Raw genomic sequence first — 15,096 nt, forward strand, 5'->3', positions numbered from 1 at the left:
GCATCATTATTCAAACAGCCAATCCAGGCTTTTAACGTTATCTGCCCCCAGGCCGCCGTCATAGGTAGTTATATCCTGTGTGCCATCCATAAAACCCAGCACCAGGCAATTGCCTTTGCCTAATACAAGCGTATGCGCGCCTGCTTCAAAATAATAGGTATGTACATTCACCGCAGGTAGCGAAGGTAGCAGCACCGCATGGCTGATGCGGATAGCCGCCTGTCCGTGATCATCTGCGCCGGCGTCTGTTTCCAGGTTAGGCTCCTGCAGGTAATGTTTATCTTTTGAGTCAAAGAAACCCACTACTACCTTTACCGGTTGCGTGCTGCGGAACTGCAGCGTGGTGCCGGTTTCCTGTTGTTGCTGCCAGGTGAATGGGATACCCTGTAGTTTATTTAACGCGGGATCAATTGCCTGTATATGCAGGTCTTTGCCGGTAAATACGGCTTCTCCGGCTACTGGTTGATAGGAGGCTGTAACCGGGCTTACCAGCGTAACAGTTGCAGGGCGCAGTACTGGTTTTGCAGTGCTGGCGGTCGTATTCCCTGCAGGTGCATGCTGTAATGAATCCAGATGATGTTTGAAGTTTTGCAGTTCCTTTTGGTAATGCGGCAATAGTTCCACCCAGGTTTTATTATGACCGTTATCACCGCCAATAGGCACTTTTCTTTGTTGCGTTTGCATACTGTTGGCATACAGATAAGTATTGGCCGTAAGGGTAGCCAGCTTTTGGTAATGCTGTACGCTTTCTTCCAGCAGGGGCAATGCTTTTTCAAGATCGCTCAGCTGGTGGGAGTATTGGTAGCGTAGCACCCATAGCGCAGCCTGTACTTTGGCATTAAAGAACTGTGCCAGCGCCTGGTAGCAATGCATGTCATTTTTGATGCGCGTAAACTCTTCCTTGTTATCCCGTACGGAGGCGGCAGCATGATCAACGGCTGCCACAGCCCGTGCGCCATGCTGGGTTACTTCCGCTATCACCCGTACCGGCGTTTCGCCCGTATGCGGCTGATGCTGCCATTCTTTGGCGGCATAGTTAATAAGCATTTCGCCTTCGGGGCCGTCAGAGTCATACAGGTCTGGCCATACCCGCCATTTGTAGGGATTGATTAGTTGGCTCATGAACATGCCCAACGTAAGCGTTTGCCGGTTACCGTTAGTAATGCCAAAACGCCGCAGCAGTTTAGGCGCTATCTCGCCGGATTGTTCGTAGGCAGCCAGTATATCCCCGCCCGTGCCAGTGCCGAATTTTTTATCCAGTAGCTTGCCCCAGTAAATATCTTCCGCATTACGATCGCGGTGACAGTTCCAGGCATAACGCGCCCAGGCCTGGTACCAGATCCAGTCACGGTCTACCTGCAACAGTCTGGGTGTGGCATTATCCGCCGTATAGGGCCAGTCCCAATAGGAGGCCTGCGGGTACAGGTGCAGCCCGTTAGCGCCATGTGCCGTGTGCATGGCCTGTACGCTTTTTTGTATAAACCGGGTGGCGCCGTAACGGAACGGCTCCAGGTTGGCCAGTATATGCACGTTGTCAATATCAATGGTCACCTTGCTTAGCTCACGGTGCATAGCGGCCCATGGCCCGCGGGGTGTGTAAGTGGTTAGCGCTTCACCGTTGTATTTATTTTCTGTGTACAGGTTAGGATACAATGGCAGGGCGGCCTTCATGACCTCCTGCGGATTGGTGTCATGCCCGCGCAATACAATTGGGGGCAGGGTAGTGGTCCCTAATTCCTTTAAACCATCCTTTACGCCGGGGATGATGGTTTTGGTAAACCATTCTACATCATGCTCGTCTTCCATCGCTTCGCCCAGCGTTACCAGCAAGCCCACATTGGGATACTTGGCTACAAAAGCCGCAATGGACTTCCGGGTGTAATCCGCTATAATAGGTAGGATCGGGCGTTTGCGGTCCTGCGTCAGCAATCCGTTCTTCTCTGCAAAAGGTTTGGATACAATAATGTTGTAAAACATCTGTATCACCCATATGCCGCGTTTGTCCGCTTCTTCCGTTAAAAAGCGGTACATATCTTCATTCTTACGGAAAGTAGCGCTGTCTACTTCTACGGCATAGGGATAGTCCTTTAACCGCACCAGGGACGCAAAAGGATGCCCGTTCCATAGGTACAGGGAGTTCATGCGGTTGGCCGCCAGCATGTCCAGGTACTGTATCCACAGCGTTTTATCATAGAACCATGGAAACTGATCCGGCGTGTAAGGATATTCATATACTGTACGGCCAGGCAGATAAGTAGTTTTCTGTATGCCTATGCAGGTGCCGCGTAATACCATTTCCGGCTGGTCCATATAGGATAGCCGAGCGGGCAAAACACCAGTGCTGCGTACCCGCTCTGCCAGCTCCAGGCAACCATACAATACGCCGCTGGCGTCCCTGCCGCCGATCAAACCCTTGTGATCTTTGATGTTGATATTAAAACCTTCTTTACCCGGTCTTTTCATCGCCGGGAGCTGAAAGAACTGTTGGCTTTTTTTATTGAACGCATCATCTGTTATCCCTACCAATAGAATATTGTCGGTTGTAGGCATACGGCCGCTGTTGACTGTACGTACGGGATAACCTGCCGTGCGCAGGGCCTTGCTTAATTGTGCCAGCCCGTACTGCTCTCTGGGCGCAGTATGGGTACCTGTTACCAGCCATACTGTTTGTTTGCCCTGTGCGTATATTTCCTGTATAAAAAAGCTGCCTGCTAACAGCAGCATAAACAATCTCGTCATCATGATCTGCTGGCTTAAAGTTTACTGCTTATTTCGTCCAGTACCTGCCGGTTCAATTTTACCTGTACCATGCCCATGGGGTGAAAGCGCTCCTTGTTATTGATAGCCGCATACACAATGGTATAGCGGTCATCGCCTTCCGGTATCAGGCAAAGGGGCGTGCGCATGATATCCCACCATTTTTTTACTTTGGTCTGGATAGGGAAGTACTGCGCGGCTGTCCAGTGCAGGCCATCTTTGGAAAGGGTGTACGCCATCATATTGGGCAGGTGTAATCCAAAACCTTCCGGGCCGCCGTCAAAAACGGCAATATATAAGCCGTTAGGCAGCTTGCTTACAATGGGGTTCTCAATAAAATAAGGATGGATGGAAGTAACCGGGTTCACGGTCGTATCCAGCCGTGTCCAGGGGCCTTCCAGGGAAGATGATCTGGCTAGCCCCACAAACCAGCCTTTCCCGGATTTTGTGGGATAATCTGCCCAGGAAGCATAAGGATAAGCGCCGCCATAAAAGGCCAGCCATCCATTATCTACCGGGTAGGGGAAAAAGGAGGCTACCCCTTGCCGGCCTTCCCATAGCTGGGAGTGCAGGCCGGGCTCCATCACAATACCGCTGTCCTTATATGGGCCGCCTATGCCTTCCATCCCATCTTTAACAGATTCGGCGCGCCAGATGCGGCCAAAGGAGTGATTGGGCGCTATATTCTTATCTACCGTATACGTGAGGTAATAACCATACCAGCGGTTATGCGCCTGGCTAAAAATGGGCATAAAGGACCAGATAGCCGCCCGGCGGTCATTCACCGGGTTGTCATCTTCGGTAACGGCGTATTTGCCGCTGGCCTGGTAAATAGTGCTGCGTCTTGTCCAGTGAATGGCGTCCGTGCTGGTCCAGTGCCCTATACGGGTCTTTACCCGGTCATAATACGCGGGCATACCTGTCTCTCCGGCCCTTTCTGTAGGGAACATATGGTACACGCCGTTGATTTTTACACAGGCGCCGCCTTCAAACCCGCCCTGTATACCGGTGGTGCCGGGCATACCTTCCTGTATCACCGGTGCATCCGGGCCGCCCAGTATCTCAAACAGCGGCGCGCTGGTAGGCAAAGCGGCGCCTGCCTGTGCCTGACCTCCCTGCGATGCGGATGCCGGTGCGCTCCCAATGGAAGGTCCCAGGATGATCCTGAAAACAGCGGCAATATCAGATGGGATCCGGGTCTTCTTTGGGATCGTGAGGGCAAGTCCTTGTTCCCCCATTTGGTAGGGGAGGGTTTCGAGTGATTTTAATCCCAGCATTTGCAGGGATTGTATATTGCCGCCCAGGCTTTTGGGCGTTAATGCATGCAGGTGTACGGTCTTATCATCACCCGGCCAGTCCAGGAAAATGGCATACAACGTATCGCCTTTGCGGGTGTAATGTACCCGCTGGCCTTCCGGCGTGGTCTCGCCGTATACGCTAAAGGGCCGGGTGCCGTAAATGGAGGCGCCATTGGCCCACATCCATTTACCCACACGGAACATCACTTCCTGCTGGTTCTCCGGGATGGTGCCGTCAGATTTCGGAGAAAGGTTCAGCAACAGCTGTCCGTTCTTGCTCACCACTTCAATGATCTTGTGCACGATCTCTTTGGGCGTGCGTATCTCCATGCCTTCTGTATACCCCCAGGAGAGGGCAAAGCCGGTACCAATGGAATAATCACACAGCCAGGGTTTCTCTACAATATGATCGGGATTGGTGTTCTCATGGTCTACCATACCAATACCGTCCGGGATATCCTCCCCTTTATAGGTCATGGTCACTTCCTGCCCACGTTGTTCCGCGGCATTAAAATAGTGCGCCAGGTAATGTTTTATATATTGTGCTGGTATATTCTCCAGCCAGGAATCAAAATACATGATATCCGGATGGTATTTGTCCACCACCTCCTCGCATTTGCCCTGCCACATCTGCAGCCAGGCTTCATGCGGCATAGGGGTGCCGTATAATTTGGCGTATTTAGGATTGGCGGCCGCCCATCCGGGTTTGGGCTTTACATAGCCATAGTTCAGCTCATGATGCAGGGATACAAAGAATTTCATACCGCGCTTGCGGATGGCTTTTTCCAGCTCGCCTACCACATCGCGGTGGGGACCCATCTGTTTGGCGTTAAAAGGCGTCAGCTGGCTGTCCCACATGGCAAATCCGTCATGATGCTCGCCTACCGGTCCGGCAAAACGCGCCCCGCTTTTTACAAACAGGTCCGCCCATTCATCGGCATTAAAACGCTCACCCTTGAACATGGGAATAAAATCATGGTAGCCAAACTTTGTCAGCGGGCCATACAACGCTACATGCCGCTGGTAGGTGCCCAGTTTGGAGTAGCCGGAATCCGCATGCATATGCGAATAATAGTGTTCATTATTATAGGCCGGTACGGTGTACACGCCCCAATGGCAATAAATCCCGAACTTGGCGTCCCGTATCCACTCCGGTATCTCCGCATGCTGCTGCAAGGAGGTCCAGTCAGGCTGGTAGACAATCTTTTTCTGTGCAAACAAAGTAAAACAGGAAAACACTGCCGGCAATAAAAATACAAGCGCGCGCCGGCTGCTGAACAGCGAATCAAATTTCATAACCTGGTTTTGTGATCTTGGAACAGCAATCCGGATCAGGGTGGGAAGACCAGGTAGGTTAAAAAATAATGTTTTTATTAATTGTCAAATCTACAGTATTTTTATTTAACTATACTATGCTATGATACCTTTTTAACACAAAGGGGGTAGTGATAACGTTGCCGGTAACGATTGCGTAGAAAAATAGTATAGGTTCTGCCCGTTTAACTGATTATTTCTGTAGCTTGATCCCGGGATTAATGCTCCTGACTACGCAGGAGATTTGTCAAAGGGGGAACAGCAAGCTCCGATTGTTTTGGGAAGATCGTTTTTAAAAAAATTCCGTTAGTTATGAAAAGTTTACTTCGATTTTTATGGACGCGTAATTAATTGTCGGGCAGACACCAAAATCAGTCCTATTCTATCAATTTTAGTCTCTATTCTCTAAAATCATTAAAAAAATGATTAAACAGCTACTATTTGGTAAGCGGCTTACCACGGGGGGAACTGTAATACTGATACTAATCTACTTATGTGCCAACCACCCTATCACCACACATGCACAAGAAAAAACTGTGAACGTACAGCCTGCAGGTATCACTGTAAGGGGAAAAGTATTGTCCGATAAGGGCGAGGAGATCCCCGGCGTAACCGTTCGCGTAAAAGGTGCTGCAAAAGGCACCGTTACAAATGCGGATGGTAATTATACCATTCAGGTGCCGGCCGGCAATTCCGTGCTGGTGTTCTCCTACATTAGCCAGGCGCCCCAGGAGATACCTGTTGACAGCCGTTCTTCTGTAAACGTTACCATGAAGAACGGGGTCACTGATCTGTCAGAGACCGTGGTCGTAGGTTACGGTACAACCACCAAGGCGCACCTCACCGGCGCTGTAGCCTCTATCAAGGCCAAAGAGGTAGAAGACCTGCCGGTTGGTAACCTGGGCGCGGCCCTCTCCGGCCGTATCCTGGGCTTAGGGGTAAGCGGTGGTCTTGCCCGTCCTGGTTCACAGGCTTCCTTAACCATCCGGAACCCTATTTCCCTGTCTAAGGATGCCGGTAGCCCCGGCCCCCTTTATGTGATAGACGGGGTGATACAGGTAACCGGAGATGGTAAGAACGATGCGGAACAGTTTAACAACCTGGACCCCTCCGAAGTGGAAAGCATCACCATATTAAAAGATGCTTCTGCTGCTATCTACGGATCCAGGGCAGCTAATGGGGTAGTGATCGTTTCCACCAAAAGAGGTAAGGCCGGCATGCCCAAGATCAGCTACAGCGGTTCTTATGCGGTGAATGATGAAGCCTACCGCACTAAAATGCTGAGTGCCTACCAGTTTGCGCAATACATGAACATCATGAACGGCCCTAATGGCGCTAATGCAGATCCTACCAATGTAAATGCCTTCTTTTCACCGGATGAGGTAGAGCATTTTAAAAATATCAATTACGACTGGCTGGACCAGGCCTGGTCAAGCGCTTCTAATATGCGCCATACCCTGAACGTAAGCGGTGGTACAGAGCGGGCTACTTTTTTTGCCAACGTTTCTTACTATACGCAGGATGGTAACATGAGCAGCCTGGATTATAATAAATGGACGTTCCGGGCCGGTTCTGACCTGACCGTAGCATCCGGTCTGAAAGTAGGCCTGCAGCTGGCTGGTAACTTTTCAGATCTCAAGAAAACCTATAACAAAGTTGGCGGCGAAAATGATGAAAACGATTACAGAAACCTGTTGCTGACTCCACGTTATATTCCCGAGTATGTGGATGGTTACCCGGTAAAGATCCCGGGCACCAACTCACTGGCCGGTTATCATTATTATGAGATCCAGCGTCTGGCCAACCTTTCAGATACAAAAGATAAAACCCTTACCATTAACGCCTATGCGGAATATGAGTATCCTAAACTGAAGGGGCTCAAAGCCAGGGTAAATTATGCCAGGTACTTCACCGGTTCCACCGGTCAACAGATAGGCACCAAATACATGCTGTATGATTTTACCCGCGCGGGCGAAAACGCTCATATCTATGATGAAGGCGCTACAGTGAAACTGCCCGGCGCTTCCTATGATAACGGTAACCGTATTTCTTATTCCAACATAAATGGAGAAACAGAGCAGATCAACTTTACCCTGAGCTATGCCCACCAGTTTGGTAAGCATAACGTTAGCGGCCTGTTCTCCGTTGAAAAAGGCGAAGCCTATTCTAACCAGCAGGATGTGTACAGGGAAAGCCCGGTAGCGGCTACTGCCGCAATGGGGCAGTTCGCTGGCGCATTCGGCATTTTTGATGGTAAAACCATCAGCAATGAATCTGGTACTTTAGGATATATAGGCCGTTTAAACTATAACTATGATGATAGGTATCTGGCGGAAGTATTGTTCCGTACAGATGCTTCTACTCACTTTGCGCCGGATAATTACTGGGGCCGCTTCTACTCCGTATCTGGAGGCTGGGTGATCTCCAATGAATCTTTCTTTGATGTGCCGGCGGTAAATTATCTGAAACTGCGTTACTCCACCGGTATGCTGGGTAAAGATGATACCAAGGCATGGCTGTGGCGCCAGCGTTATACCTTCCAGGGCAGCAAAGGCGCTGTATTTGGAGGCAACTCTAATGTAAGCACCGGTATAAAGATGGAGGCTTCTCCCAACCCGGATGCACACTGGAGCAACGAGTTCAAGAACAACCTGGGTCTGGATGCCCGCTTCCTGCAAAACCGCCTTTCCCTTACGCTGGAAGGTTTCTATAACAAAGGAACAGACCTGCTCATGGAAAGAACAGCTGCTGTGCCCATTCCTGTTGGCGGCTCTCTGGCAGCAGAGAACTGGGGTAAAGTGGATTTCTTCGGATATGAGATAGGCATTGGTTGGAATGATAATATTGGCAAGGACTTTAGCTATGGTATAGATGCCCGTTTCAGCTGGTATGATAATAAATTCAAGCAGGGCAACTTCGCCGCCACAGATGCTTTCTATCCCTGGAATAAACAGATCAATCAATCAGGCGATAACGGCATGTGGGGTTATGATTACCTGGGCATGTTCAAAACACAGGCAGACATTGATAGTTATGTAAAACAGTATGGCATTACCTCCGTATTTGGTACAGAAACAGATCAGCTCAGACCCGGTATGTTATATTACCGCGATGTAAGAGGTGCATTGCAGACGGATGGCAAATTTGCCGGTCCCGATGGTATCATCGACGCTAACGACCAGGTACAGCTGGCTAAAAAAGCAGAAAACCATTATGGCTTTGGCTTTACTTTAAAGGCTAACTGGAAAGGCATTGGTTTTGATTGCGTAATTGCCGGCTCTTTTGGTGGCTGGGCTGAGATAGACGCCCGTGATCAGATGGATAATGACATCAGCAAGATCTACCAGAGCGTGCCTGCTATCTGGGGTGATATTTATGACCCCGTGATCAACCCGGGTGGTAAAATGCCCAATCCTAACTGGAGCGATATCAGCCTGAGCCCCACCTCCAACTTCTGGAGAGTGAGCGCCTTCAGGATGGGTATCCGGAATATGAACCTGAGCTATACCCTGCCTAAGAGAGTAGTACAGGCTTTAAAGGTAACGAATGCCCGTTTTGCACTCACCGCCTTGAATCCGCTGCAGTTCTTTAATCCGTATTCCTACAGGGCGCCAGAAGGAGCCTGGGATACATTCCCGAACCTGCGCACCGTTTCTCTGGGCGTGAACCTGACACTTTAATAGCAGTAAAGGATTGAATGCATCTATCAATAACATTATGATGAAAAAGATCACCCAACATAACAGACTTATAGCGATAGCCGCCCTGCTGCTTTGTGTGATGGCCGGCTGTAAAAAGGATTTCCTGGTGGAAAAGCGGGATCTGTCCGGCATAAACGAACAGGTATTCCAGGATTCTGTCCTGGCCACCGCATATGTGGATTTTGTATATGGCCTGTTCCTGCCGCCCGGTGGCTGCCAGGTAGGCTCCTGGTTCCTGGCTACCAATAACGCCCAGTTCTCGCAAACCTCTGAAGAGCTGGCGGGCCAGACCAACTGGAACAAGGAATGGGCTTCTGTGTCCTATTTAAACGCACATGCATTGCCCTATTTCGGAACGGCCCTTACCGGCAGCGTAGGTAACAATACATGGAGCAGGATCCGGCAGATCAACCAGTTTATTGACGCTATTGATAACTATGGCTTACCACAGTATACCCGTAATAAGTTAAAAGGACAGATGTTTTTCTTCAGGGCTTACCAGTATTTTGACCTGGTAAGACTCTATGGTGGTGTGCCGCTGATATTACACGTGCTGAACCCGGTTGGTGGAGAGCAAAAACTGGAAGTACCGCGCAGTGCTACATCCGCCTGTTTTGACCAGATCGTTAAAGACCTGGACTCTGCCACCGCCATGCTGCCCGGCAGATGGCCGGATGCAGACTGGGGCAGGATCACTTCCGGCGGCGCCGCTGCCTTTAAAGGCCGGGTATTATTAACCTATGCCAGCCCGCAGTTTAACCGGAATGATGACCGCGGCCGCTGGAAAAAAGCATATGATGCTAACCTGGCTGCTAAAAACCTGCTCACCGCAAACGGCTTTGGCTTATACAAATCAGGTGATCTGGCTAATGCTACCGCCTGGGAAAACATGTTCCTCACAGAGAAGAATAACCCGGAAGCGGTGATCGTGTTCGGTTTTAACACTGTTATAGGTGATCAGCTGCAGAAATGGAACGGATGGGAAAATGCTACAAGGCCCAAAGAAATATTTGGCGGCGGCGGTGTTAGCCCCACCAAACAAATGGTAGATGCCTTCCCAATGAAAGACGGTAAAATGCCTGGCCAACCGGGCACATATACATATGATGCAAAGAAATTCTATAAGAACAGGGATCCCCGCTTTTACAAAACCTTTGCCTATAACGGTGCACACTGGCCTTATTCTGAGAACAGGAATTTCCGGATCTGGACCTATAAATGGTTTGCCAAGGCAGATGCCACTACGCCCGCTTCTACTACTGAACAACGGGGTGCTAATGGCAGCGGTATCTATGTGCGTAAAATGTCCAACACGGGCGCCAGTATTACAACCGGCGACTTTCAGGTAAGCGGTACTGATTTTATGGAGATGCGTTTTGCAGAAGTGATCCTGAACCTGGCAGAAAGCGCCATTGGTAATGATAACACAGGCGAAGGCATAGAATACATCAAGCAGATACGTGAAAGGGCAGGGGTAGAAAATGCAGACGGATCCTTTGGCTTAGGCGGCATTACCGGTCGTGACCAGGCTTTTGCTGCTGTGCTGAATGAAAGGAAAATAGAGCTGGCCTATGAAAGCAAACGTTACTGGGACCTGCGCCGCTGGATGCTGTTCAACAATGATTATGGCACTTGTACCCGCCTGGGCGTACAACCCCTGGATGGTACACGCAGAACAGGTTACTTCATCTATGTTAAAAATACGGACGGCACTAAGTATGTAGGCGCCAATAACCAGGATCCGCTGTACAAAGCGCAGCATACTAATAATAACGGTCCTACCTTGATCGCAGAAAGAGAGCCCGCTGTTTATCCGCCCGGCATGGATGAAAATTCATACCTGGATTATCTCTATGACAATTATTTTGAGATCATAGAAAAGAACGACCTGGATCCTACCAACCCGGCAGACTGGAAGTTTAAATGGTATAATGCATATTATTTCTTCGGCTTTAGCCAAAGCATCATGAACAACTCTCCCTACCTGGAACAAACTAAGGATTGGGATGGTCTCAATGGCGCCGGCACCTTTGACCCGCTGAAATAGCCGCTCGTACCATACGATGTATGATGGTTGATGAATGAACGTTAATTTAAAATAAAGAGTGATCCGGACCTTATCGCGCTGTCGTTTTCCTCCATCAAAAAGGAAGATGACAGCGCGGCCGGTTTAAAGTTGTAAAACCATGAGTATGACAATGATAAAAAAATACGCGCTGTTCCTGGGCGGTATCCTTTTCTTCACAGCGCCCGCATTTGCACAGCAAACCGCCGCGCCAGACACCGCCTATACACGGGCCATTACCCAACGCGCGGATAAAATAGTGACTACCCTGGGCATTACAGACGCCGCTAAATCCACCAAGGTGCGGGATATCATTGTGCAACAATACCGCGATCTGAATGATCTGCAGATGGTGCACGACCCGGCTGTTAAAGCTGCCAAAGAACAGTTAAAGGAAGATAAACCCGCTTTGGAAGCTAAGTTGAAAGGGATAGAAGCAGAGAACGATGCCAAACTTTCTAAACTGCATGCTGCTTACCTCGCCAAACTCTCCGCTAACCTAACTACCCAGCAGGTAGATCAGGTAAAGGATGGTATGACCTACGGCGTAGTGCCCCTGACTTACCGCGTATACACGGAAATACTGCCCAACCTTACAGAAGCGCAGAAAACACAGATGATGGCCTGGCTGGTAGAAGCGCGCGAGCATGCCATGGACGCAGGCTCATCAGACAAGAAACACGCATGGTTCGGAAAATATAAAGGCCGTATCAATAATTACCTGGCTGCTAATGGCATTGACATGAAGCAGGCAGAAAAAGAATGGAGAGAAAGAAAAAAGGCAGAAGCAGGTAAGTAAAGCACAACGAATGAATAAGAGACTGATTCTAGGATATTGTTTAATAGCACTGGGTGCTGTTACAGAGGTTCGGGCGCAGAAAGCGCCCAAACCTTTACCACCGCCGCCACCGGTAGCCCTCACAAAGGGTAAGCTGGTGTATACACAGGATGCACAGGGCAACCGGATACCAGATTTCTCCTATTGCGGTTATATGGCCAGTGAACAACCTATCCCGGATGTACCGGTAAGGATAGTAGTACCGCCTGTTAAGGGTGATGCTACCTTACCGGTACAGGCGGCATTGGATTATGTGGCCACCTTACAGCCGGATAAACAAGGTATCCGTGGCGCTGTGTTATTGCAGAAAGGCCGTTATGAAATTAATGGCAGCCTGCTGATCCGCGCCAGCGGTGTCGTATTACGCGGCAGCGGCACAGGTGCAGATGGCACTATACTGGAAGGCGCCGGCCTGGACCGGCAAACGCTGATCCGCGTAACCGGGCAGCATGACCAGGTAGTGGAAGCGCCGGTAAAGATCACAGATGTATATGTACCCGTAAATGCCCGCACCTTACACCTCGCCGCTACACAGGGTTTAAAAACCGGCGATAAAGTATTGGTGCACCGCCCCAGTACTAAGAACTGGATCCAGCTCTTAGGCATGGACCACCTGGGTGGCGGTATAACCGCACTGGCCTGGAAACCAGGTGAGCGCGATGTGAATTGGGATCGTACTATCACCGCAATAGAAGGCAATACCATTACATTGGATGCGCCTTTAACCACCGCCCTGGATACCACCTATGGCGGCGGTACGCTCGCGGCCTACCACTGGCCTGGCCGTATTAGCCAGGTAGGGGTAGAGAACCTGCGTTGCGTATCTGCTTACGATGCTAAAAATCCTAAAGACGAAGCACACCGCTGGATGGCCCTTACCATGGAAAACGTAAGTGATGCCTGGATACGCCGTATCACTTTTGAGCATTTTGCCGGATCTGCCGTAATGGTGCAGGAAACCGCCAGCCGCATTACCGTAGAGGATTGTAAATCCCTGGCGCCCGTATCTGAAATAGGCGGCCAGCGCCGTTATTCCTTCTGGACCACCGGGCAGCAAACCCTGTTCCAGCGTATCTATGCGGAATATGGTTACCACGATTTTGCCGTTGGCTTCTGCGCTGCAGGCCCCAACGCCTTTGTGCAGTGCGAAGCGCATCTGCCGTATAACTTTAGCGGTACGATAGATAGCTGGGCTTCCGGTGTGCTGTTTGACGTAGTAAGTATCGACGGCCAGGCTATCCGCTTTGGCAACCGCGAACAGGATGGCCAGGGCGCCGGCTGGAGCGCGGCCAACAGTATGTTATGGCAATGCAGCGCCGCCCGTATAGATTGTTACCGCCCCCCAACTGCCAACAACTGGGCCTTTGGCGCATGGGCGCAGTTTGCCGGGGATGGTTACTGGGATTCTTCCAATGAACATGTGCAGCCACGCAGCTTGTACTATCAACAGTTAGCAGAACGTTTAGGTAAAGATGTGGCAGGCCAGGCGCAGTTACTGCCCGTTGAGTCAGAAGCCTCCAGCAGCCCTACCGTGGCGCAGGCGGCTGCTTTAATAGCCGCCGCAACCAAACCCTTACTGCAGCTGACAGAATGGATAGACCAGGCGGCCACCCGTCATCCTATCCCCACAAAAGCTACTGGCATAAAAACCATTAATGAAATAGGTTATGCTAAACCAACCGCGCCTGCACTGGCCCCCGCCATGCACGTTGCTAACGGTTGGCTTGTGCGTGGTAATATGGTATTAACGGGCCGCCATCACGAAGTGCCCTGGTGGCGTGGTGATGTAAGACCGGATGGCATTAACGAAGCCGTACCGGATATTACCCGTTATGTACCCGGCCGCACCGGCACTGGTTTAACGGATGATATAAATGAAGTAGGAAAATGGATGAAGGATAAACACATCGTATCCCTCGAACATAATTATGGCCTGTGGTATGAGCGCCGTCGCGATGACCATGAGCGTATCCGCCGCATGGATGGCGAAGTATGGCCGCCTTTTTATGAGCTGCCTTTTGCCCGCAGCGGTCAGGGCTCCGCCTGGGATGGCCTTAGCCAGTATGATCTTACCAAATACAATTCCTGGTACTGGATGCGCCTCAAACAGTTTGCAGACCTGGCAGATCAGCAAGGGCTGGTACTGGTGCACCAGAACTATTTCCAGCATAACATTATTGAAGCAGGCGCGCACTATGCGGATTTCCCCTGGCGGTCTGCTAACAATATCAATCATACCGGCTTCCCGGAACCGCCGCCCTATGCGGGTGATAAACGCATTTTCATGGCGGAGCAGTACTATGATGTTACCAACCCGGTACGCCGTAAACTGCACCAGGCTTATATCCATAAATGCCTGGATAATTTCGCCGGCAATACCGGTGTGATCCAGTTCATTGGTGCGGAGTTTACCGGCCCCCTGCATTTTGTACAGTTCTGGCTGGATACCATCCTGGAATGGGAAAAGCAAACTGGTAAAAAAGTGCTCATCGGTCTTAGCACCACCAAAGATGTGCAGGACGCTATACTGGCAGATCCTGTACGCTCAAAATTGATATCCGTAATAGATATACGCCAATGGCATTACCAGCCGGATGGCAGTCTGTACGCGCCCCTGGGCGGACAAAACCTGGCGCCCCGCCAGCATGCCCGCCTGTTAAAGCCCAAGCGTAGCACCTTTGAACAGGTATACCATGCAGTGAGCGAATACCGGCAAAAGTATCCGGAAAAAGCGGTGATCTATGCCGGCAGCGCGTATGACGAATATGGTTGGGCATCCTTTATGGCCGGCGGCTCCCTGGCTGGTATCCCCGTGATAGCAGACAAGGGCTTCCTGGATGCGGCAGCTGCCATGCATACCGTTACCCTGCCCGGTGATCAGCAAGGCGCCTGGGCATTAAGTAATAACGGTAAAGGATATATCGTATACAGGAATACAGCAGGCCAGGTACGGCTGGACCTTGGTAAAGCAACAGGCGCCTGGAGCATCCATTGGATAGATCCTAAAACTGGTAGCCTGGTAAAAGAAGAAACGGCGCAGGGCGGTAAGACCATCAGCCTGGAAAACCCGCAGGCAGGTCCTGTAGTGATCTGGGCCAGCAGCAAATAATTTTATAACTAAAC

Annotated in this window: 6 protein-coding genes; 4 read left to right on the forward strand and 2 right to left on the reverse strand. The window is 50.5% G+C overall.

What is annotated here, in order from left to right; genetic code table 11:
* Positions 1-6: 6 nt before the first annotated feature.
* Together F0L74_RS17830 and F0L74_RS17835 are read right to left on the reverse strand one after the other, a co-directional pair.
* Positions 7-2,742 (reverse strand): alpha-d-galacturonidase, encoded by a 2,736-nt coding sequence (locus tag F0L74_RS17830; protein ID WP_213087005.1) that lies wholly within the window; start codon positions 2,740-2,742, stop codon positions 7-9.
* A gap of 11 nt (positions 2,743-2,753) precedes the next feature.
* Positions 2,754-5,351: an alpha-L-fucosidase gene (locus F0L74_RS17835; protein ID WP_149839241.1), complete on the reverse strand. Its 2,598-nt coding sequence runs from the start codon at positions 5,349-5,351 to the stop codon at positions 2,754-2,756.
* Between the two features lie 554 nt (positions 5,352-5,905).
* Here F0L74_RS17835 and F0L74_RS17840 point away from each other — a divergent pair.
* The 4 genes from F0L74_RS17840 to F0L74_RS17855 all read left to right on the forward strand — a co-directional run bounded on the left by F0L74_RS17840 (position 5,906) and on the right by F0L74_RS17855 (position 15,082).
* Positions 5,906-9,049: a SusC/RagA family TonB-linked outer membrane protein gene (locus tag F0L74_RS17840; protein WP_213087006.1), complete on the forward strand. Its 3,144-nt coding sequence runs from the start codon at positions 5,906-5,908 to the stop codon at positions 9,047-9,049.
* Positions 9,050-9,086: 37 nt separating this feature from the next.
* Complete coding sequence (locus F0L74_RS17845; protein ID WP_213087007.1) at positions 9,087-11,117, forward strand: RagB/SusD family nutrient uptake outer membrane protein; 2,031 nt, start codon at positions 9,087-9,089, stop codon at positions 11,115-11,117.
* Between the two features lie 145 nt (positions 11,118-11,262).
* Positions 11,263-11,934: a DUF3826 domain-containing protein gene (locus tag F0L74_RS17850; protein WP_246197755.1), complete on the forward strand. Its 672-nt coding sequence runs from the start codon at positions 11,263-11,265 to the stop codon at positions 11,932-11,934.
* A 10-nt stretch (positions 11,935-11,944) separates the two neighbouring features.
* Positions 11,945-15,082, forward strand: a complete 3,138-nt coding sequence (locus F0L74_RS17855) for a DUF6298 domain-containing protein (RefSeq protein WP_149839243.1) — start codon at positions 11,945-11,947, stop codon at positions 15,080-15,082.
* Positions 15,083-15,096: the final 14 nt, after the last annotated feature.

It is taken from the genome of Chitinophaga agrisoli, from assembly GCF_008386695.1.
Taxonomy (GTDB): domain Bacteria; phylum Bacteroidota; class Bacteroidia; order Chitinophagales; family Chitinophagaceae; genus Chitinophaga; species Chitinophaga agrisoli.